This is a genomic window from Streptomyces sp. NPDC104096 (genome assembly GCF_055584385.1).
This window is the reverse complement of sequence record NZ_JBVJMD010000088.1, coordinates 1-20,608: the sequence shown is the minus strand read 5'-3', so window position 1 is coordinate 20,608 and position 20,608 is coordinate 1. Positions and strand designations below refer to the sequence as shown.

Annotated in this window: 17 protein-coding genes; 9 read left to right on the top strand and 8 right to left on the bottom strand. The window is 72.8% G+C overall.

What is annotated here, in order from left to right; all coding sequences use genetic code 11:
- Positions 1–108 precede the first annotated feature (108 nt).
- The gene (locus ACZ60B_RS40205) at positions 109–1,497 is read left to right on the top strand and encodes a copper resistance CopC/CopD family protein (protein ID WP_469396375.1); all 1,389 of its coding nucleotides are present in this window, start codon (positions 109–111) and stop codon (positions 1,495–1,497) included.
- Positions 1,498–1,682: 185 nt separating this feature from the next.
- On the top strand, positions 1,683–2,324 hold the full coding sequence (locus ACZ60B_RS40200) for a DUF1775 domain-containing protein (RefSeq protein WP_469396373.1): 642 nt from the start codon (positions 1,683–1,685) through the stop codon (positions 2,322–2,324).
- Between the two features lie 30 nt (positions 2,325–2,354).
- Here ACZ60B_RS40200 and ACZ60B_RS40195 read toward each other — a convergent pair whose 3' ends face one another.
- Both ACZ60B_RS40195 and ACZ60B_RS40190 read right to left on the bottom strand, forming a co-directional pair.
- On the bottom strand, positions 2,355–3,053 hold the full coding sequence (locus ACZ60B_RS40195) for a response regulator (protein ID WP_469396371.1): 699 nt from the start codon (positions 3,051–3,053) through the stop codon (positions 2,355–2,357).
- Between the two features lie 210 nt (positions 3,054–3,263).
- A complete protein-coding gene (locus ACZ60B_RS40190; RefSeq protein WP_469396367.1) occupies positions 3,264–3,728 on the bottom strand; it encodes a cyclic nucleotide-binding domain-containing protein in 465 nt (154 codons plus the stop codon).
- Between the two features lie 271 nt (positions 3,729–3,999).
- Between ACZ60B_RS40190 and ACZ60B_RS40185 the strand changes: the two genes are divergently transcribed.
- From ACZ60B_RS40185 to ACZ60B_RS40175, 3 genes are all read left to right on the top strand, one after another.
- The gene (locus ACZ60B_RS40185; protein ID WP_469396363.1) at positions 4,000–4,626 is read left to right on the top strand and encodes a hypothetical protein; all 627 of its coding nucleotides are present in this window, start codon (positions 4,000–4,002) and stop codon (positions 4,624–4,626) included.
- Between the two features lie 93 nt (positions 4,627–4,719).
- Positions 4,720–5,625 (top strand): universal stress protein, encoded by a 906-nt coding sequence (locus tag ACZ60B_RS40180; RefSeq protein ID WP_469396360.1) that lies wholly within the window; start codon positions 4,720–4,722, stop codon positions 5,623–5,625.
- 24 nt (positions 5,626–5,649) lie between these two features.
- A complete protein-coding gene (locus ACZ60B_RS40175) occupies positions 5,650–6,549 on the top strand; it encodes a universal stress protein (RefSeq protein WP_469396356.1) in 900 nt (299 codons plus the stop codon).
- A gap of 92 nt (positions 6,550–6,641) precedes the next feature.
- Here ACZ60B_RS40175 and ACZ60B_RS40170 read toward each other — a convergent pair whose 3' ends face one another.
- A complete protein-coding gene (locus ACZ60B_RS40170) occupies positions 6,642–7,106 on the bottom strand; it encodes a pyridoxamine 5'-phosphate oxidase family protein (protein ID WP_469396353.1) in 465 nt (154 codons plus the stop codon).
- A 323-nt stretch (positions 7,107–7,429) separates the two neighbouring features.
- On the opposite strand from ACZ60B_RS40170, the gene ACZ60B_RS40165 reads away from it, so the two are divergent.
- The 3 genes from ACZ60B_RS40165 to ACZ60B_RS40155 all read left to right on the top strand — a co-directional run bounded on the left by ACZ60B_RS40165 (position 7,430) and on the right by ACZ60B_RS40155 (position 10,629).
- Complete coding sequence (locus tag ACZ60B_RS40165; protein ID WP_469396350.1) at positions 7,430–9,157, top strand: GAF domain-containing sensor histidine kinase; 1,728 nt, start codon at positions 7,430–7,432, stop codon at positions 9,155–9,157.
- 245 nt (positions 9,158–9,402) lie between these two features.
- Positions 9,403–9,960 carry a hypothetical protein gene (locus ACZ60B_RS40160; protein WP_469396348.1) on the top strand — a complete coding sequence of 186 codons (558 nt, stop codon included), beginning with the start codon at positions 9,403–9,405 and terminating at the stop codon, positions 9,958–9,960.
- Positions 9,961–9,999: 39 nt separating this feature from the next.
- The gene (locus ACZ60B_RS40155) at positions 10,000–10,629 is read left to right on the top strand and encodes a hypothetical protein (protein WP_469396346.1); all 630 of its coding nucleotides are present in this window, start codon (positions 10,000–10,002) and stop codon (positions 10,627–10,629) included.
- Positions 10,630–10,796: 167 nt separating this feature from the next.
- Here ACZ60B_RS40155 and ACZ60B_RS40150 read toward each other — a convergent pair whose 3' ends face one another.
- From ACZ60B_RS40150 to ACZ60B_RS40130, 5 genes are all read right to left on the bottom strand, one after another.
- Complete coding sequence (locus ACZ60B_RS40150) at positions 10,797–10,952, bottom strand: DUF6131 family protein (RefSeq protein ID WP_450667911.1); 156 nt, start codon at positions 10,950–10,952, stop codon at positions 10,797–10,799.
- 163 nt (positions 10,953–11,115) lie between these two features.
- Entirely contained in the window at positions 11,116–12,300 is a 1,185-nt protein-coding gene (locus ACZ60B_RS40145) for a serine hydrolase domain-containing protein (RefSeq protein ID WP_469396343.1), read from the bottom strand.
- 149 nt (positions 12,301–12,449) lie between these two features.
- Complete coding sequence (locus ACZ60B_RS40140) at positions 12,450–13,289, bottom strand: hypothetical protein (RefSeq protein ID WP_469396341.1); 840 nt, start codon at positions 13,287–13,289, stop codon at positions 12,450–12,452.
- A gap of 82 nt (positions 13,290–13,371) precedes the next feature.
- Positions 13,372–14,874 (bottom strand): MFS transporter, encoded by a 1,503-nt coding sequence (locus ACZ60B_RS40135; protein WP_469396339.1) that lies wholly within the window; start codon positions 14,872–14,874, stop codon positions 13,372–13,374.
- A gap of 180 nt (positions 14,875–15,054) precedes the next feature.
- A complete protein-coding gene (locus ACZ60B_RS40130; protein WP_469396335.1) occupies positions 15,055–17,781 on the bottom strand; it encodes a lectin in 2,727 nt (908 codons plus the stop codon).
- 839 nt (positions 17,782–18,620) lie between these two features.
- Here ACZ60B_RS40130 and ACZ60B_RS40125 point away from each other — a divergent pair.
- Complete coding sequence (locus ACZ60B_RS40125) at positions 18,621–20,420, top strand: arabinofuranosidase catalytic domain-containing protein (protein ID WP_469396332.1); 1,800 nt, start codon at positions 18,621–18,623, stop codon at positions 20,418–20,420.
- Positions 20,421–20,608: the final 188 nt, after the last annotated feature.

Here is a 20,608-nt window from a genome sequence, read left to right as displayed (position 1 = left end):
CCCCTCGTTTTGAGGGGGTCCCGCCCCCCAAGGGCGAGGCTGCCGGTGACCGCGGCGGGGCGCCACCCTGGAGACACCGTCCGACCAGTGCACCCGGGGGAAAAACGGATGCGCCGCATCGTCACCATGCTCTGCCTCGTTCTCTGCGCCCTGTGCCTCCAGACCGTGTCCGCGGGCCCCGCCGCCGCGCACACCGGCCTGCTGTCGAGCGAGCCCGCTGCCGGACAGGTGCTGCCGCGCCTGCCCGCCCAGGTCGCGCTGACGTTCCGCCAGCCGGTGACCGCGGGCGTCGACGCGGTCCGCGTGTTCGACGACCACATGCGCCGGATGGACCTCGGCGGCCACCCCGACGACCGGCGGCGCACGACCCTGCGTACGGCCCTGCCCGGAAACCTGCGCGCGGGCACCTACTCCGTGGCCTGGCAGGTGACCTCGGCCGACGGGCACCCCGTGGCGGGCACCTACCGGTTCTCCATCGGTACGACCACACACGTCGTGGGCGTGGTGCCGCCGCTCGCCGGTGCGAACGCCGCGTGGGCCGGGCGGGTCCTCGGGGCGGTCCGCGGGATCGGCTACGCCGGACTCGCCCTGGGACCGGGCGTGCTGCTGGTCGCGCTGTGGCTGTGGCCCGCCGGGCTGCGCGACCGCAGGAGCCGCGCCCTGGTGTGGGGCGGGCTCGGCCTCCTGGCGGCCGGCACGCTCGCGGTCCTGACCGTGCACACCGTGTGGGCCGACGGCCGGCCGCTGGCCGAGGCCTGGTCGGGCGCGCACGCCCATCAGAACGCGGCGACGGCCGACCTGGCCTACGCGGTGCGCTTCTACGCCCTGTTCGCGCTGGGCGCCGCGACCGCGGTGGTCACCGCGTCGGCCGGGCGCAACCGGCCCGCCAAACCCCTGGTCCTGGCGACGACGGCCGCGGTCATCGTGCTCTGGGGCACCTGGCCGCTGACCGGGCACGCCGTCGACGGCCGCTACGCACCGCTCGCGATGGCCGCCGATCTCGTCCACCTGGCCGCCATGACGCTCTGGCTGGGCGGACTCGCGCTGGTCGCGGCCGTCCTGTCGCGCCCCGCCCACCTCGGCGAACTGGCCGTCGTGCTGCCCCGGTTCTCGCGGCTGGCGTTCGCGGCGGTCGTCGCCCTCGTCGTCACCGGGACGGCTCAGGCCTGGCGGGAGGTGGGCTCCGCCGGACATCTCCTGGACACGGGGTACGGCCGGCTGCTCCTTGTGAAGTCGGCCGGGGTCGCTGCGGTCGTCGCGCTCGGCGCCGTGGCCCGCCGCTGGGTCCACCGCCACACCGGCCGCCCGGCACCCCTTCCCCCGCCGCCTGCCGAGGCGGCGGGCACCACGCTCACCCTCACCGCACCGGCCCCGACCGCGCCGCCGGACACCGCACTCGTACGCACCCTCAGGCGCGGTCTGCTGGCCGAACTCCTCGTCGCGGCCGCCGTGCTGGGCGTCACCGCCGCCCTGGTCACGGCCGCTCCGCCCGTGTGACCACAACCCACTCCCGCCCGTACCCGTCCCCGCGGCCCTGAAGCCGCTCCCGCCCGCACCCGTCCCGGCGGCTCCGCAGCCGCTCCGCCCGCCCACGCCCGTCCCCGCGGCACCGAAGCCGTTCCGGCCCGCCCCGTGCCCGTAGCGTACGCACGTCCGCCGGGACCCCCGAGAGGAACCGACCCATGAAGCTGCTCTCCCCGGCCCGGACGGCCGCGGCCCTGCTCACCGCGGGACTGCTGCTGACCACGGCGACCCCCGCCTCGGCCCATGTGCACGTGCACGCCGACCAGGCGGTGGCGCCGGGCGCGACCGACGTACACATGACGTTCCACGTGCCGAACGAGAAGGCGTCCGCGCGGACCGTCGGCGTACGGATCGAGGCGCCGAAGGGTGTGCGCGGGCTGCGCGCGGAACCGGTGACGGGCTGGACCGCCGAGCCGGCCGCCGCCGGCGACGCGGGCCGGACCGTCGGCTGGTCCGGCGGGGCGATCAGCGGCGAGGACGGCGTCGACTTCGTCGTGCACCTCGACCGCGTACCCACCGGGGTGTCGGAACTGGCCTTCGTGGCGCGGCAGCGGTACGACGACGGCGAGGTCGTCACCTGGGACCAGAAGACGGTGGCGGGACAGCCGGAGCCGGAGCACCCCGCGCCCGTGCTGAGCCTTGCCGGAGCACCTGCCGCCGATGCCGCGACCGTGTCCACGACCGGCCCGGACGCCGCGTGGAGGGCGGCCGTCGTCTGCGGCGTACTGCTGGTCCTGGCGGCCGTGGGGCTTCCGGTGGCGCGGGCCGCGGCACGGCGGCGCAACGCCACGGCGAGCTGAGGAGACCGCCGGTGCGCCGGCCTTCCGCCGTCATCGGGCGGGGCGGCCGCCGTCCGGGTGCTCCAGGTGGGAGGCCAGGACCGCGGCCTGCACCCGGCGCTGGACACCGAGCTTGGCCAGCAGCCTGGAGATGTGGTTCTTGACCGTCTTCTCCGACAGATAGAGCCGCGCGCCGATCTCGCGGTTGGTCAGGCCGTCCCCGATCAGGGCCAGGATGTCCCGCTCGCGGGGGGACAGACCGGCCAGTTCGGGTGCGACGGAGGGGGTCTCGGCGGGGTCGGCGCGCAGCGAACGCATCAGCCGGGCCGTGGTCGCCGGGTCCAGCATCGACTGGCCGGAGGCGACCGTGCGGACGGCGGAGACCAGGTCGGAGCCCCTGATCTGCTTCAGGACGTAACCCGAGGCCCCGGCCATGATCGCGTCGAGCAGCGCGTCCTCGTCGTCGAACGACGTCAGCATCAGACAGGCCAGCTCCGGCATCTGGCTGCGCAGCTCCCGGCAGACCGTGATGCCGTCGCCGTCCGGCAGACGTATGTCGAGCACGGCGACGTGCGGGCGCAGGGCCGGGCCACGGACCAGGGCATGCTCGACGGTGTCCGCGTCACCGACCACCGTGATGTCCGGTTCGGCGCCGAGGAGGTCGCTGATGCCACGACGGACGACCTCGTGGTCGTCGAGCAGGAAGACACGGATCGGATCCTGCTCCGTGAAGGTGCGTGTCTCGGTCATGGCGACCCCCTCTTCCCTGTTCCCCGGTTGCGGACGGGCCGCGGCTGCCCGTGACGCCGATCATGCCCCGGCGGGTCCGGGCGCACCAGGGCCGACCGGCCCCACTCGGCCACGGGACGTCACCCCATCGGCCCCGGGTCACGGCCCGGCGGCCCCGCCCGCCGGATGATCCGCACACCCGGCCGGTGGTGGGTGGTCGACGGACGGGGGTCAGTCGTCGCCGTCGGTGCCGGACGGGGCGTACAGGTCGAGCAGACAGGTACGGGCGGAGCGGAGGCGGTGGGCGAGCACGTCCCCGACCCAGGGCGTGACGGTGTTGCCCAGGGCCGGGTCGTCCTGGCACATCAGACGTACGGCCGTGGCGTCGAACTCGTACGCCCGGACCGGGGTCGTCGCCACCGCGCCCAGGTGCCAGACGTGCGGGCTGAACAGCCAGGACCAGCCGACGAGTTCGTTGTGCCGAAGGGTCTCGACGACGGCGGCGCGACGGCCGGGCACCCGCATGCCGAGCTCGACCGCGCCGCTGCGGACGATCCAGAACCGGTCGGCCCGGCCTCCCTCCTCGAACAGGCGCGCCCCCTGCGGGAAGGAGACCTCGCGGGCGACCCGCATGAGCCGCTGCCGGTGTTCGGCCGGCAGGGCGCGCAGCATGGTGGGCGCAGGGACGGTGATCACGGCGTGCCTCCCCGGTGGTGGTGGGAACTGCCACGGCCAGTGTGGGTCCGGCGCTCCTGGGCGGGCCATGGGCCGATCGGCCCGTCGGCCGGGCCGCCCGGCCTGGCCCGGCAGTCGGGCGTGCACCCCGACGGGCCCCGGGAACAGGGCCGTTCAGCCCCATCGTGACGGACCTTCGGCATCCGGCGGTCACCCGCCGCACGAGCCGAGAGTAAGGAGCGTCAGACAGCGGACGGACCCCCTCCCGCTCCTCCCCGAAGGGATCACCACCATGGCCGTGCACGAGCACCCTCACCGGAGCCCGGGCTTCCACCTGCTCCCCCTCCGCAGGAACCGGACCGCCGCCTCCGGGACCGCCGTGTCGGCACAGGCCGGCACGCCCACCGCACCGGCCTACGCCTTCGCCGCCCTGCGTCTGCTCACCGGGTTCGTCTTCCTGTGGGCCTTCCTCGACAAGACCTTCGGCCTCGGCTACGCCACGCCCCCCGGCAGGAGCTGGCTCGACGGCGGCTCGCCCACCCGGGGCTTCCTCGGCTCGGTGGCCGCCGGGCCGATGCGGTCCACCTTCCACTCCTGGGCCGGGGCCGCCTGGGCCGACTGGCTGTTCATGCTCGGACTGCTCGGCATCGGCGTCGCGCTCGTCGCCGGTGTGGCACTGCGTCTCGCGGCCGCCGCGGGCACGTCGATGATGGCCCTGATGTGGCTGGCCGAGTGGCCGCCCGCCAAGCACCTCGCGGACGGCTCGGCGAGCATGTCGACCAACCCCTTCGCCGACTACCACCTCGTCTACGCCGTCGCCCTGATCGCCCTGGCCGCCGCGTCCGCCGGCGACGTCCTCGGCCTCGGCAGGATCTGGGCCGCGCTCCCGCTCGTCCGCCGCAGCCGCTGGCTGCGGTGACCCGCGGCCCCTGCCACCGGCCCGACCCGAAGACGAATCCAGCGACCAGCCGACGCATCGTGGATCGGCACCCCGGTCCAGAAGGTGGAGATCATGACCCGTACCGTCACCGTCGGTCTCGACGGTTCACCCGAGAGCCGCGCGGCCGCCGAGTGGGCGGCCGGCGAGGCACGGCTGCTCGGCCTGCCGCTGAGGCTCGTCCAGGTCTGGGAGCCGGTACCGGACCCCATGGTGCAGGCGCCGCTGCCGGGCAGCGAGGTCCACCGGCACTGGACCGAGCGGATCCTGCGTGAGGTGGCCGACGGCGTCCGGGAGCGCCACCCCGGGCTCGACGTGCGCACCGAACAGCTGTCGGGCCGGCCCGCCGACGTCCTGTCGGGTGCGGCGGACGACGCCGAACTGCTGGCCCTCGGCTCCCGCGGACTGAGCGGCATCGGCGGGTTCATGATCGGATCCGTCGGCCTGTCCGTCGTGGCGCACGCCGGGCGGCCGGTCGTCCTGGTCCGCGCCGCAGCACAGGACGCCGAGCCGCACGGGACGGACCCGGCCGGTGCGGCGTCCACCGCGGCGGGGACGCGGCCCGTCGTCCTCGGCCTCGACACCGGCGGCCCGGACGACCGACTCGTCGAGTTCGCCTTCGCGGCGGCCGCCCGCCGGGGTACGTCCCTGCGGGTCGTGCACGGCTGGAACCCGCCGCCGTACTACGCCTACGGTCTCGCGGTGGACCCCGAACTCCAGGCCGATCTGGCGCGGAGCGAGAGCGCGCGGCTGACCGAGGTCACCGGCCCGTGGCGCACGAAGTTCCCGGAGGTCCAGGTCACCGAGGAGTCCCGCTACGGCACCCCCGGCACCCACCTCGTCGACGCCTCCCGCGAAGCCTGCCTGGTGGTCGTCGGCCGACGCGTCCGCCGGGGCCCGCTCGGCGCCCGCGTCGGCTCCGTCGCCCATGTCGTCCTGCACCACTCCACCGCCCCCGTCGCCGTCGTACCGCACGACTGACCCGCCGCCGAGGGAGCAGAGAGCATGAACCGGTACGGGACCGGGAGAGCGACGGACCAGCCGGTCGTGGTCGGCGTCGACGGCTCCGCACCCAGCCTGCGGGCCGTCGACCGCGCGGCCGACGAGGCCGCACTGCGGGGCCTGCCGCTGCGCCTGGTGCACGCCTCGCTGCGGGAGCGCCACGAGGGCTCCCGCCTCGCCGGGGGCCCGGACCGGCCGTCCGAGGAGGTGCGGGCCGCGGACATCGTGGCCCGTGCCGCCCGGCGCGCCCACGACCGTCGGCCCGATGTGGAGGTCACCACCGAGGTGCTGCCCGAGGAGCCCGAGTACGCGCTGCTGCGGGAGAGCCGGAGCGCCTCCGTGCTGGTGCTGGGGAGCCGCGGCCGCGGCGCCCGCGCCGCGGCCCTGCTCGGCTCGGTCGGCCTGACCGTGGCCGGACACACGCACTGTCCGCTGATCGTCGTGCGCGGCGACCACGACGACCCGGCCCGGACCGGCGCTCCGGGCCGTGTCGTCGTGGGCGTCGGCGAGCGGCCCGCGGACTCGGCGGCGGTGCGCTTCGCCGTCGAGGAGGCGCGGCGGCGAGGGGTGCCGGTGGAGGCCGTACGCGCCTGGCGGAGTCCCGCGCACGAAGGCGCCGGTCGTCCGCTGCCCGCCGGGGAGCCCGGCCGAGCGCCTCGGCAGCAGGCCGTGGAGACGCTCGAAGCGGCGTTGCGAGACCTTCCGGCCGATGTGGAGCTCCACGGTCGTACGGTCGAGGGTCCCGCCCGGACCGTCCTGGTGGACGCCTCGCGCGAGGCCGGCCTGCTGGTCGTCGGGGCCGCACCCCGCCACGGGCACCACGGGCTCCGGCTGGGCCGGGTGGCCCAGGGCGTGCTGCACCACGCCGCCTGCCCGGTCGCCGTCGTGCCCGAGCGCGGGTGACCGCGACCGGGCGACCGCACGGAGACCGAGGAAGCGGAGCACATGGCATCGGCCCCGGAATTCCGGGGCCGATGCCATGTGCCACGGTCGGTTCAGGCCTCGTCCGGGTGGCCGTCCGCGGTGAGCAGGACACCCGTGACCAGGTCGGGGTGGATGCGGATCGCCTGGTCCATGGTCTGCTCCACCCACGGGTGCAACAGCGAGTGATAGCGGGCCAGCTCGACGGGGTCGGTGACCAGCCGGGCGTATCCCGTCACCACCACGCTCCAGCCCAGGTGCGTGTCGGGGTCGATGGCGTCGGCCTCGTAGGCGACGACCACACCGGGACCGTGGTTCTGCCGGGCGTACGAGGTCAGGGCGGCGGCCTCATGGGTGCGGATGACGACGGCGCCGTCGTCCAGCACGTGGTTGACCGGGCGGACGGTCGGCAGGGCGTGCCGGGTGAAGACGATCCTCCCCAGGGACACACTGCCCAGCAGGCGCAGCGCCTCGGCGCTGTCGAGTTCGACACGGCGGCGCGGTTCCGCGATGACGTGCCGGTGGCTGTCGTGAACCATGGCGGGCTTCCGTTGGTGTGTGTGCGGGATGGGGCCCGGGGCGGTCGGTGGAGGGCCGGAGCGGAGCGGCACCGCGGGGGATCGGTGCCGCCCCGGATCCCACTGTCCCCCGGATCGGGACGCGCTCCTAGGGCCGATGGTCCCCGACGGAGGTCCGTACGGCTCACACCCGGCGCGGCGCGCCTGCCGTCGGCTTCCCGGGCGGGTACGACGGGGCGGCCGCAGGGACCGGTACCCGTACCGTCGCCTGCCCCGGCCCGGTAGCGTGACCCCCGACTGGAGCGGCCGGTGACAGCCCGCCCGAGGAGCCGGAGGAGACGCAGGTGGGAAGCCCCGAGGAGCCCCAGGAGGCTCGTGTGCGGTTGCCCCAGCTCAGGCTGGACGAGCTGCTGGAGGAGTTGCAGGCCCGGCTGGACGCGGCGCGTGGCACCCGGGACCGGGTGCACAGCCTGCTGGAGGCGGTCCTCTCGGTCGGCCGGGAACTGGACCTGGAGCAGGCGTTGCACAGCATCGTGGAGGCGGCGGCCGTCCTGGTCGACGCCGAGTACGCGGCGCTGGGCGTGATCGGGCCGGACGGCACGCGACTGTCGGCCTTCCACACCGTCGGGGTCACCCGGGAGCAGATAGGCCGGATCGGCCCCTTCCCGCAGGGCCACGGCATCCTCGGAGAGCTGATCCACCACCCCGAGCCGCTGCGCCTCGCGAAGATCTCCGAGCACGCGGCCTCGTACGGCTTCCCGCCCCACCACCCGCCGATGAACACCTTCCTCGGCGTGCCCATCCGGGTGCGCGACCAGGTCTTCGGCAACCTGTACCTCACCGAGAAGCGCGGCGGGGCGCAGTTCGACGAGGAGGACGAGTCGGTCCTGTCGACCCTGGCCGTGGCCGCCGGCGTCGCGATCGACAACGCCCGCCTGTACGAGGAGACCCGGCTGCGGGAGCGCTGGCTGCGGGCGAACGCGGAGATCACCCACAGCCTCATGTCCGGCGGCGGACGTACCGACGTGCTCGCCCTGATCGCCGAGCGGGCCGGAGAGATCACCGGATCGGCGCTGGCCGCGGTCGCGCTGCCGATGGAGGACACCGGGTCGCTGGCCGTGGAGATCGCCGTCGGACTGGACGCGGAGGTGCATCAGGGACTCGTCCTGCCCGTCGGCACGACCTTGATGGGGCTGGCGTTCTCCACCGCGGCACCGGTCGTCAGCGCGGACGTCGCCCACGACGAGCGGGTCCCGCCGGGGCCGCAGAGCTTCGAGGGACTGGGTACCGCGGTGGCCGTGCCGATCGGCACCGTCGAGGGCGGTGTCCGGGGCGTGCTCCTGCTGGCGCGGGAGGGCGGCCGGCAGCCGTTCTCGGCGACGGAGACCGAGACCCTGCTGGCCTTCGCCGCGCAGGCCGCCGTCGCGATGGAGCTGGCGCAGCGGCGCCAGGAGGCAGAGGAGGTCGCGGTGCTCAAGGACCGCGACCGCATCGCCCGCGACCTGCACGACCTGGCGATCCAGCGGCTGTTCGCCACGGGCATGACCTTGCAGAGCGCGGGGCGGTTCATCGAGCACCCGGAGGCCTCGGAGCGCGTCGCGCGGGCGGTGGACGACCTGGACGAGACCATCAAGATCATCAGGTCGACGATCTTCGGGCTGCGCGCGCGTGAGGGGGTCGAGGGCGCCGGCCTGCGAGCGCGCGCGGTGCGGGTCGTGAGCGAGGCGACGCCGGTGCTGGGCTTCGCGCCCAGCATGCGGATGGAGGGACTGGTGGACACCGACGTGCCGCGCGAGACCGCCGACCACGTGGTGGCCGTACTCTCCGAGGCGCTCACCAACATCGCCCGGCACGCCCGCGCCGCCCGCGCCGACATCGTCCTCGCGGCGGGCTCCGGCCGGCTGTGCCTCACGGTCGCGGACAACGGCTGCGGCATCGCGCCGGGCGGCCGCCGCAGCGGTCTGCGCAACATGGCCGAACGTGCCGAACAGCTCGGCGGCAAAATGGAGTTGGACACCCCCGACGGCGGCGGCACCGCTCTGGTCTGGTGGGTGCCGATACCGGCCGAGTAGAGCCGCGCCGGCCGGGACGGCGTCCGCGTCGCGACGACGCCTTCGACGCTACGGGCCCGCACGGCACTTGGGTTGCGCGGCTCCCGATGTGGCGCCGCGCCGTGCCGAGCCGGCCCGGGCGTCGGCACGGCTGTTTCGCGGAGAGCATATGCCTCATATCGCCACTGATAGTGATGATTGTGTATGAACAGCGCATGCGGGAACCCGAGGGGTGAACATCCCTACCCCTTGAGGAGTGTGCGGCCATGCCGACAGGAACACTTCTGGCGATCATCATCGCGGTCGTGGTGGTGGTCGTCCTGGCCGCGATCGCGGTCTCTCTCATGCAGCGCCGTCGTCACCTCCGTGAGCGGTTCGGCCCCGAATACGACCGGACGGTCGAAGGATCCGACAGCCGGCGCGCGGCCGAGCAGGAGCTCAAGGATCGCGAGAAGCGGCACGACTCGCTGGAGATCACACCACTCGCTCCCGGATCACGGGACCGCTACTCGCGCGAGTGGAGCACGGTCCAGGGGGAGTTCGTGGACCGGCCGGTGGACGCGGTGCATGACGCGGACCGGCTGGTGACCTCCCTGATGCGTGAGCGTGGATATCCGACCGAGGGGTTCGAGCAGCAGATGAAGGATCTCTCGGTGGAACACGGCCGCACGCTGGACCACTATCGCGCCGCGCACGACGTGGAGACGCTCAGCACCCGCAGTCAGGCGACGACCGAGCAACTGAGGGGCGCCATGGTCCACTACCGCGCCCTGTTCGAGGAGTTGCTCTCCGACGGCGGCCGGGCGCAGTCCGTCCGGTCCTGACCCCACGACCGCCACCCGACGACCAGCATGGAGGAAGCCATGCACGGCAACGAGGAAACGAATCGCACGACCGGTGGCCTGACCACCGACGATCTGGCCCGGCCGTCCGGCGCCGACACCACAGCGCCGCGGGGAACGGGGGAGGCCGCCCCGAAGGCCCCGATCTACCCGGGTGAGAGCACTGGATCGGACCGTGCGGAGCGCCCGGACGCCGAGTCCGCTCCCGGCTCTTCGGACGCCACGGGCACGGACACCGGTACGGGCACGGACACCGGTACGGGCACGGACACGGGCGCGGGCATGGACACCGGCACGGGCATGGACACGGAGCGTGCCGCGGATGCCCCCGACACCGGGGGCGCCACCGGCGAGAGCACCACGAGTGCCCCGGAGGACGAGGCCCCGCAGCTGCTGACGGATGACGAGGAGCGTGACTACCGCGACCGCTGGCAGCGGATCCAGAGCAGGTTCGTGGACGATCCCCGCGACGCCGTGCACGACGCCGATGCCCTCGTGGCGGACGTCATGCAGACTCTCGCCGCCACCTTCGCCCGGCACAAGAAGGACCTGGAAGGCCAGTGGGGCCAAGGGGAACGGGTGAGCACCGAGGAACTGCGCGGCGCGCTGCGTCGTTACCGCTCCTTCTTCAACCGGCTGCTCAGTACGTGAGGATCCGGGGGTCCACCGGGAGGCGGGTGATTCGGTTCCACGGGGTTGGGAAGACAGCCCCAGAGAGGGGCTCTGGACCGTTCGACGGTGCGGAGCCCTTGCTCTGTGTCCGTGCGTGTCCGCGCGGCCGGCCGTGGTTGCGGAACCACGGCCGGCCGCGCGGTGGGTCACCAGTAGTGGCGACGGCCGGCGACGGAGTGTCCCACTGCTCCGAGGATCCACAGGATCACGCCGATGACCACCAGGATGATCCCGATGGTCCACAGGATCGCGATCCCGGTGAGGAAGCCGATGACGAGCAGAATGACGCCCAGGATGATCATGATCTCTCCCTAGGGAGGTGATGCGGGTTCGAGGGACTCGGTGGTGTCGGTCGCCTCCTCACTGCGCGCGATCCGTACCGACACCGGGTACCCGCATCGCGGCGTCGCGGAACGGCGCCACGGCGTGCGGACTTCCGACTTCGCCGGCCCGGGAGACCTCCCTTCACCGCGTGCCGCGGCCCCCGGCGCACAGGGCGTGGTCGATCAGGGAGCTGCCCGCGTTCTCCTGCGCCTGGATGTGTTCCAGGGTGTCGCCGCGGGCCTCGGACATGGACACCACGGCGCTTCGCCGGCCGTCCTCGGTGACACCGTTGAGGGTGATGTACCCGCCGTCTCCGCCCTCGTGGCTCCAGTAGGTTCCTCCGCAGCTCAGCGGGCGTTCGACCAGGCCGAGTCCGTACCGACCGCCGGGCCACAGCTGTTGGACCTCCGCGCTCACGGGGACGGTCCGCTTCATCTCCGCCAGCTGCCGCGCCGGCAGCAGGCGGCCCGCGAGCAGCGCGCGCAGGAAGTCGTTCTCGTCCCGTGTGGTCGTGACGAACGACAGGATCGTGTGGTCCACCGGTGTCTGGTCGGTGACGTCCACCCGGGAACCGGGGCCGAAGAACTGATAGGCCCGGGCGTGCGGCCGGGGCAGCGTGGGTGAGGTGCCCAGCCACCGGGTCCGGTCGAGGCCGAGGGGGCGCAGGACGCGGTCCTCGATCTCCGCGTGCGCGGGTCGGCCGGTGACCTTCTGGATGATCATGCCCAGTACGACATAGCCGGTGTTGGAGTACCCCCAGCCCCTGCCGGGCGGGAAGTCCGGCGCGTGGGCCATGGCGCGGGCCACCAGCTGCTCGGGACTGTAGACGTCGTGGCGCTGCCGGTAGTACTCCTCCGGCGTGGTGTATCCGGGTACGTCGTCGTGGATGCCGCTGGTGTGCTGGAGCAGTTGACGGACGGTGATCCGCCTGCCGTCGTTGCCGTTGCCCCGGATCAGCCCGGGCAGCCAGTGGTCGGCCGGGTCGTCCAGGGAGAGCCGGCCCTCGGCCTCCAGTTGGAGGACCACGGTGGCGACCAGCGTCTTGGCCGTGCTGGCCATGCGGAAGTAGCCGTCGGCGCGGACCGGGCGGCCGGTGTCCAGGTCGGCGGTGCCGCTGGTCGCGATCGACTGCCGACCGTCGGGCGCGATCACGCGGGCCTGGACTCCGCTGACCCCGAGGGCGTGGATCGCCCGGGTGTCGTGGCGTAACTGTTCCGGCGGGGTGGGTCCGGCGGGCCGGGCGACGGCGGTGGTCGTCGCGGCGGCGAACAGCGTGGCGACACCGACTGCCGCCACGGCGAGGTGCTTTCGCAGGGTCGAAGACATGGCTGGACGCTAATTTCGCCTTCCGCCGGGGCGCGATCCGGCGCACCCCAGGGCCGGGTTGGGGGATATCCCCCGGTGCGGGCCGTCATCGGTACGGCGTCGACGTGCCGACGGCGCGTGGTCCGGCCGGGTCCGGGGCCGGGAGGGCGTCACGGGCGCTCGTAGAGCTGGAGGATGCCGGCGAGGGAGAAGCTCAGGGCACCGGTGAGGGTTCCCCAGTTGGCGATCCCGGCGTTCACCGGGCCGCCACCGGCGGGGCGGGTGAAGGCGGCGATCGCCGAGATCATGAACAGGACGGAGCCGAGCTGGTTCACCGCGACGATCCACCAGCCGAGGCTGCGCCGGCGCAGGCAGAACCGGCCGTGGCAGATCTCGACGAAGCCGAGGTGCCCGGAGACCAGGAACAGTACGCAGCCGATCACGTCGGGGGCCCAGACCAGCCGGTTGACCTGTTGGACGCTCAGCCCCCGCAGGAAGGAGTCCAGCAGGGAGACGGCGAAGACGAGTGTGCCCGCGAACAGGACGAAGGTGCACAGCCAGTCCACCCGCATCGGCTCGTAGCTCCACCAGCGCCAGCGCGGGGTGATCAGCCGTCCCTCGTCACCGGTATGACGGGGTGCGTTGATCACCTGGAGCAGCGAGACGTATCCGCCGGTGTTGAAGAACAGGCCGCCCACGAAGTAGATCGACGCGCACCGGGTGGCGTCGCCGGATCCGAACTGGGCGACGGCGGCCCCGGCGGCGAACAGCGCCCCGCCGACGACGAAGGCGACCGCCGAGACGGTGTTGAGCCGACGCAGCCTGCCGATGCCGGCGTCGTCCGCCCGGGTGTGCCGTGCCGCCGCCGCGCCGGGCGGCCGCACGGCGAGCGTCCCGCGCCGCCGCGCGATCCGTGACTCCCACACCGTGGTCGCGCCGCCGGGATCGCGCCAGGTGAGCCTGGTGGTGAAAGGTCCCGCGCCCTCGGCGCGCCGCTCCGGTTGCCCCACGGGCCGAGCGTAGACGGCGGACCTGGACGGCACAGCGCGCGAAACGCCTCGCCCGCCGAGCTGCCGGGCCGGGCCGGGTGCCTCAGGCGCCTGGCCGCACCGTCTCCTCGGCGCCGTCCCCCTCCGCGTCGCGCCGGACCGCCCCCACGGCCCGCTCCACGTCCGGGTGCAGTCGGCGCTCGCGCAGGTCCGCGACCGCCAGCAACAGCGCGATCAGACTGAACCCGACGGCGGTGAGCAGCCCGAGCTGGATGGCCGTGACGGAGTGCCCGTGGGCGGCCGCGTGCGCGAAGTACACCGCGCCCACCACGGCGATCCCGGCCGCCGAGCCGATGCGCTGCCCCGTCTGCAGCACCCCGCCGGCCGCACCGGCGCGTTGCACGGGGACGCGGGTGAGCGTGAGCGTCGTATTGGGGGAGACCGTGAGCCCGGAGCCGATGCCGGCGACGACCATGGGCACGGCCGTGGCCCACCCGACGCTCTCCAGGGGCACCAGCTGCACCGCCACGATCACCCCGAGCAGCCCCACCGCCACCCCGACCAGGCCGAGGACGACCAGCCTGCGTCCGTGGCGGGTCACCAGCCGGCCCCCGACGGCGGCGCCGACCGCGGAAGCCGCCGCGAAGGGCAGCACCGAGACACCGGCCGCCAGCGCGCTGTAACCGACCGTGTTCTGGAGGAACAGCGAGTAGACGAAGAACACCGTGGTGAAGCCCGCGAAGTAGGTCAGACTGATCAGGGACCCGAAGGTGAAGGAGCGCAGGGAGAACAGCTCCAGATCGACCAGGGGAGCCCGCCCGCGCCGACCCTGCCGTCGCTCCCACGCCCAGAACGAGGCCAGCAGCAGCGCGCCCACCGGCAGCAGCGCCCACTTCAGCCGTCCGGTCCACTGCTGCTCCTGCACCAGCGGCAGCATGAGCGCGAGTACGGCGGAGCCGAGGAGCAGCACGCCGAACAGGTCGAACTCCTCCCGCCTGCTCGTCGACGCCGGGAACCGGGGCAGCAGCCGCAGTCCCGCGCCGAACGCGGCCACTCCGATGGGCAGGTTGACGAAGAACACCCAGCGCCAGCCGTCGTCGGTGCCGACGGCGTCGATCAGCAGGCCGCCCGCCAGCGGGCCCGCCGCCGTCGAGACGCCGATGACGCTGCCGAGCAGACCGAAGGCCTTGGCCCGCTCGGCGCCCTGGAACATCTGCTGGATCAGTCCCGAGGTCTGCGGGGCGACCATGCCCGCCGCCGCGCCCTGCACCAGCCGGAACACCACCAGCCAGGAGGCACCGGGCGCGAGACCGCAGGCCGCCGAGGCCAGCGTGAACACGGCCAGCCCCGCCAGGAACGCCCGGCGCCGCCCGTGCATGTCGCCCAGCCGGCCCGCGGGCACCAGGACCAGCCCGAAGGCCAGCGCGTACCCGGAGACCACCCAGGACTGGGCGGCCTCCGAGGCGGCGAGTCCGTGTTCCATCGAGGGCAGCGCCACGTTCACGATGGAGGTGTCGAGCAGCGAGATGAAGCCCGCAGTCAGACAGACCGCGAGCGCCTTCCACCGTCGGTTGTCGGGGGCCGGCCGGGTCTGGACTGTGGTCATGGGGTCACGCTAAGCAGCAACCCCGGCCAACGTGTGGAAGGAGCCCTTCCGCGCGCGTCGTAAGCCGTCGGGCCCGTGCCCGGTTCCCGGGTGGAACTCGGGGAACCGGGCACGGGCCCGTGTGCGGGGCGCCGGGGCGGCGCGGGACGCCGGTGCGGAGCAGGGCGCCGGTGCGGGACGTCAGGCCGCGGGCAGGCCCCATTTCTGTGCCGCGGTCCCGTTGCAGGTGTAGATCTGGAGCCGGGTGCCTTCCGTGGTGGAGGAGTTCGGGTCGTCCAGGCACAGACCCGAGTTCGTGTTCTTCAGGGAGCCGTCGGACCCGACGGTCCACTTCTGGGCGCCGGTGCCGTTGCAGGTGTAGAGCTGCACGAGGGTGCCGTTGGTCGTTCCGCTGTTGGTCACGTCGAGGCACTTGCCGAGCGTGCGCAGGGTGCCGTCGGCCGCGATGTTCCAGTCCTGGGCGTAGGTGCCGTTGCAGGTCCACAGGCGGATGGCGGTGGAGTCGGCGGTGCCGGAGTTCGCGTCGTCGACGCACTGGGACGCGGTGACCCCGGAGGTGACGGGACCGACGCGGGGCTTGGCCGGGGCGGTCGTGTCACCGGGGTAGGAGGGGGGCGCGGCGGACGCGGCGGACGCCCAGGCGGTGTTCGGGGCGGTGCCGAGCGTGAAGGAGAGCGTGCCGCCCGAGGTGATCGCGGACGTCGGCGCGTAGGCGTTGTTCCAGGCCGTCCCGTTGAACGTCGCGGACTGCACGTACGGTGCGTTGTCCGCGGCGCCGTTGCCGTTGATCGTCAGGGTGCCGCCGGACGGCAGCGTGATCACGGCCTGGGAGAACACCGGCGAGCCGAGCGCGAGGTCGGCGGTGCCCGGGGTCATGGGGAACATGCCCAGCGCGGACCACACGTACCAGGCGCTCATGGCACCCAGGTCGTCGTTCCCGTCGGCCAGACCGGCCGGGCTGTTCGACCAGATCTGCTGCTGGACGGAGCGCACGGTCGCCTGGGTCTTGTACGGGGCGCCGATGTAGTCGTACTCCCACGGCAGTTCGATGCTGGGCTCGTTGCCGACCCAGGCGTAGCCGTTGGCGCCGGTGTAGCTGCGCAGCACGGTGTCGAGGTAGTGGCTCATCGCCGTGTTGCCGCCCTTGGCGGTGGCGAGTCCGGCCACGTTGAAGGGCACCATGCCGGTGTAGATCCAGGAGTCCGCCTCGACCATGTCGGTGCCGCTGGTGGGGTCGAAGCCCGAGGTCCAGGAGCCGTTGGCATTGCGGGGCTGGACGAAGCCGGAGGCGGGGTTCAGCGTGTTGCGCCAGTCCTGCGCGCGATGGGCGTACTTCTGCCGGCTCGCGGTGTCGCCGAGGGCGCCGGCGAAGGCGGAGAGCGCGAAGTCGGCGGTGTCGTACTCCAGGGTCGTGGCGACGGGGCCGTAGAAGTTGCAGCAGCCGTAGCTGCCGTCGTGGGGTTCGTATCCCGGGCTGTCGAGGTAGTTCAGGCCGGGTCGGTCGTTGTTCGCCGTGCTCGCCTGCTTCAGCAGACCGGCCAGCGCCGTGGCGGTGTCGAAGTTCCGGGCGCCGAAGGCGTAGTAGTCGGCGATGATCGCGGCCGCCGGGTCACCGACCATGACGTAGGACTCGCCGTTGTTCTCCGACCACTTGGGGAAGATGCCGGTCTGGGCGTAGTCGTCGGTCATCGACTGGGCGGTGTCCGAGGCGACCTGCGGGCTGACCAGTGCCTCCAGTTGGGCCTGGGAGCGGTAGATGTCCCACCCGGAGTAGTTGGCGTAGGCGGCGCTGTGTCCGGCGTCCACGGTGTGCGTCCTGCCGTCGAACCCGTAGTACTGGCCGTTGGTGTCGCTGATGACGTTCGGGTGCAGCAGCGAGTGGTAGAGCGCCGTGTAGAAGATCCGCTGCTGGTCGTCGGTGCCGCCGGCGATCTGGATCTTGCCGAGCGCGGCGTCCCAGGCGGAGTGGGCGGCGTTGCGCACGCTGTCGAAGTTCCAGCCGGCGTTCTCGGCGGCGCGGTTGGCGACGGCGTTCGCGACGGACACGTAGGAGACGCCGACCTTGGCCTGGACGACCTGGTTCGCGCTGGTGTCGAAGGTGACGTGCCCGTTGGACGCGGCGGCCGCCACCGCCTGCGTCTTCGCCTTCGCCGACGGCGCGAGCGCGCTGCCGCTGGAGGCGAACGGCCGGTCGAAGACCATGTCGAAGTAGACCGTGTAGGTGTTCCCGGCCCCGCAGAACTTCCCGCTCGTGACCTGTCCGCTGACCTCGGTACCGGAGACCACGTTGAACTGGGTCGCGCTGCCGCCGTTCTGGCTGCCGGTCAGTTTGAACAGCAGGTTGGCCTGGGTGGTGGCGGGGAAGGTGAAGCGGGCCATGCCGCTGCGGGTGGTGGTGGTGAGTTCCGTGGTCACCTTGTTGTCGAGGGCTACCTTGTAGGACCCGGCCGAGGCGGACTCGTTGGCGTGGGAGAAGGACGCCGACGCGTTGTTGACGACGGCACCCACCGTGGGCAGCACGGGTATGTCACCGGCCGCGCCGCACCCCGGCCCCGCGATGTGGGTGAGGCTGAACCCGGTGATCGAGGAGTCCTTGTACTCGTATCCACCGCCCGGGGGCCGTGACGAGGTGTCGGGACTCCACTGCACCATCCCGAACGGGACGTCCGCGCCCGGGAAGTCGTTGGCGTCGTTGGACGTGCCGATGAACGGGTTGACCAGGTCGGCCGGCGCCGTCACGAGTCCGGCCCGCTGCGGTGGCGCCGCCCAGGCCGCGGGGGCGGGCAGGACGTACCCGCCCAGGAGCGCGGCGGCGAAGGCGGCACCCATGGCCGTGCCGAGCCTGGGGCGACGTAAGGGGCGTCTGCTGTCGGCTGGCCGGCGGACACCGGCCGGAGTGGGGGACATCGCGATCTGCCTCCTGAGGAGATGCGGCGGGGGAGCAGGGTGACAACGTTGTCCGTCGAGCTGCCGTCGCTCGTGCGGGAGGCAGACGGGAGGCGGACCCCGGTCGCCTGTTGTGACAACGTTGTCTGACTGCGCCTGGAAGGCGTACGACCTGAAAGTCGGTGCAGGGGGTTCGAACCTGTTGCCGCACCGGAGGGCCGTTGCTCAACCCGCTCCGGAGCACTTCGGAAGGTAGCTATAGGTCGTGTGCACGTCAATAGAGGGGGTGCGGTTCCCTGTGCGGCGCGTCGGCTGCCGGCGCCGTGCCGGGAATGGCTCTGTTGGTTGCTGTGGGTTCATGGGCGTGATCCCGGGTGCGGGCTCGGGCGGTGATGGCCGGATCTGTTTGAACCGGTGTCGCCGCCGACTCTCCGCCGTGGGCGACGGTTGCCGCCACCCTGGCGTGGTGAGCGCTTTCTGATCGCACTGTCGCCGCTTGGCGGCTTCGTAACGCGTGGTCAGGGCCGTGGGCGTCGAGCCCGATGGGCAGGTGTGGGTGCTCGGGCAACCGAACGGTGCGGTGCGGCGGCGGGAGGGAACAGGTACCGGCATCCAGCAAAGTACGTACCAAGCGAAGCCACAAATATTGACGTCTTCAAACAGGCTGCGTAGGTTCCGAGCCGGTCGACGCGCGGCCCGTCCGTGCCGACGCGCGGCCCGTCCGTGCAGGCGTACGTCCGGTCAAGGCTCGTCCTCGGAGGAGATATGTCATGCCTATAACAAGATTCTCTTGGGCTGGGGCAGCGTTAAGCAAGGCTGTCGCCCCCGGTCACCGAGCCGTGCGGGCGGTGGCGGTCGCGGTGTCGGCTCTCGGACTGGCCCTAGGCGCCCTGATCGGCTTCCCCGGCGCGTCGCAGGCGGCGGGCTCCCTTCCGTGCGACATCTACGGCGGCGCCGGCACGGCCTGCGTGGCCGCGCACAGCACGGTGCGCGCCCTGTACTCCTCGTACAGCGGGCCGCTCTACCAGGTCACCCGCGCCTCGGACGGCGCGAGGAGCGACATCGGCCTGCTGGCCGCGGGCGGTTACGCGAACGCGGCACAGCAGGACACGTTCTGCGCGAACACCACCTGCCGCATCACGAAGGTCTACGACCAGAGCCCGCGGCACAACGACCTCACACCGGGACCCGCGGGCACCGCCGGGGGCGTCGACCGAGGGGCCGACGCGAGCGAGATCGCCGTGACCGCGGGCGGTCACAAGGCGTACGGCATCTGGATCTCACCCGGCGTCGGGTACCGCTACACGGGAGTGGCGTCGGGGGTCGCCGTCAACGGCCGGCCCGAGGGCGTCTACATGGTGGCCAGCGGTACGCACGTCGGCTCCGACTGCTGCTTCGACTACGGCAACGCCGAGAGCACCCCGGCCGACACCGGCAACGGGCACATGGACGCCGTCAGCATCGCGACCACGTGCTACTTCGCACCGTGCACCGGTTCGGGACCGTGGGTCGAGGCCGACCTGGAGAACGGCATGTTCCAGGGCGACAACGGCTCCAACACCGCCAACCGCGGCAACAACAGCGCGTTCGTCACGGCCGTGCTGAAGAACGACGGGCAGACGAAATACGCCCTCAAGGGCGGAAACTCCCAGTCGGGTGCCCTGACGACATGGTGGGACGGAGGTCTGCCCACCCGCGGCGGCTACCGGCCGATGCAGCAGGAGGGCGGCATCATCCTCGGCATCGGCGGGGACAACAGCAACCGCAACCGGGGCACGTTCTTCGAGGGCGTCATGGTCGCCGGCTACCCGACCGACGCCGCGGAGAACGCGGTCCAGGCGAACATCGTCTCCGTCGGATACTCCGGTCGGACGGACGTGCCCAACGGTCCGCAGGGGACGATCGCCGGTCCCGGCGGCAAGTGCGTCGACGTCGCCGCGGACGACACCGGCGGCAACGGCGCGGCCGTCCAGCTGTGGGACTGCCAGACCTACGCCGAGGACCAGCACTGGACCCATCAGGCGGACGGCTCGCTGGCCACCATCGGACGGTGCCTGGACGTCAATGGCAACGGCACCGCCAACGGCACCCAGGTCGAACTGTGGGACTGCAACGGCGTCGGCGGCCAGAAGTGGGTGCAACAGGCCGACGGCTCACTGCTCAACCCCCAGTCGGGACGCTGCCTCGACTCGCCCAGCGGCGCCACCGCCAACGGCACCCGCCTGCAGATCTGGGACTGCAACGGCTCCGCGGCCCAGAAGTTCGCTGTCAACGGCGGAGCCGCGGTCACCGGTCCGGGGAGCAAGTGCGTCGACGTCGCCGCGGACGACACCGGCGGCAACGGTACGGCCGTCCAGCTGTGGGACTGCCAGGCCTGGGCGGTGGACCAGCACTGGGCGCGCCGCACGGACACCTCGCTGGCCACGCTCGGGCGGTGTCTGGACATCGTCGGCAACGGCACCGCGAACGGTGCCGAGGTCGAGCTGTGGGACTGCAACGGGGTGGGCGGCCAGAAGTGGGTGCAGCAGGCCGACGGCTCACTGCTCAACCCGCAGTCGGGGCGCTGCCTCGACTCGCCCGACGGCGCGACGGCGAACGGCACCCGCCTGCGGATCTGGGACTGCAACGGCTCCGCGGCCCAGAAGTTCGCGCTGCACTGACCCGGCCGCGCGGTCCGTCCGGGCACCGGCCAGGCGCCCGGACGGCTCCCACCCGCCAGGCGTGACACAGGTCACTCGACGGTCGGCGGGATCTTGGAATGTGCGGGTTTCCGCCACTGTTGGCTTGATGGGGGCCTAGGGCCTGTAGGCGGGGTGTGGAGGGATCGGATGCTGAGCGCGGGCGGTCC

Excerpts from the sequence above, each read along its gene's own strand:
- ACZ60B_RS40205 (WP_469396375.1), top strand. The coding sequence starts at position 109 with ATGCGCCGCATCGTCACCATGCTCTGCCTCGTTCTCTGCGCCCTGTGC.
- ACZ60B_RS40200 (WP_469396373.1), top strand. The coding sequence starts at position 1,683 with ATGAAGCTGCTCTCCCCGGCCCGGACGGCCGCGGCCCTGCTCACCGCG.
- ACZ60B_RS40195 (WP_469396371.1), bottom strand. The coding sequence starts at position 3,053 with ATGACCGAGACACGCACCTTCACGGAGCAGGATCCGATCCGTGTCTTC.
- ACZ60B_RS40185 (WP_469396363.1), top strand. The coding sequence starts at position 4,000 with ATGGCCGTGCACGAGCACCCTCACCGGAGCCCGGGCTTCCACCTGCTC.
- ACZ60B_RS40180 (WP_469396360.1), top strand. The coding sequence starts at position 4,720 with ATGACCCGTACCGTCACCGTCGGTCTCGACGGTTCACCCGAGAGCCGC.
- ACZ60B_RS40175 (WP_469396356.1), top strand. The coding sequence starts at position 5,650 with ATGAACCGGTACGGGACCGGGAGAGCGACGGACCAGCCGGTCGTGGTC.
- ACZ60B_RS40170 (WP_469396353.1), bottom strand. The coding sequence starts at position 7,106 with ATGGTTCACGACAGCCACCGGCACGTCATCGCGGAACCGCGCCGCCGT.
- ACZ60B_RS40160 (WP_469396348.1), top strand. The coding sequence starts at position 9,403 with ATGCCGACAGGAACACTTCTGGCGATCATCATCGCGGTCGTGGTGGTG.
- ACZ60B_RS40155 (WP_469396346.1), top strand. The coding sequence starts at position 10,000 with ATGCACGGCAACGAGGAAACGAATCGCACGACCGGTGGCCTGACCACC.
- ACZ60B_RS40150 (WP_450667911.1), bottom strand. The coding sequence starts at position 10,952 with ATGATCATCCTGGGCGTCATTCTGCTCGTCATCGGCTTCCTCACCGGG.
- ACZ60B_RS40145 (WP_469396343.1), bottom strand. The coding sequence starts at position 12,300 with ATGTCTTCGACCCTGCGAAAGCACCTCGCCGTGGCGGCAGTCGGTGTC.
- ACZ60B_RS40135 (WP_469396339.1), bottom strand. The coding sequence starts at position 14,874 with ATGACCACAGTCCAGACCCGGCCGGCCCCCGACAACCGACGGTGGAAG.
- ACZ60B_RS40130 (WP_469396335.1), bottom strand. The coding sequence starts at position 17,781 with ATGTCCCCCACTCCGGCCGGTGTCCGCCGGCCAGCCGACAGCAGACGC.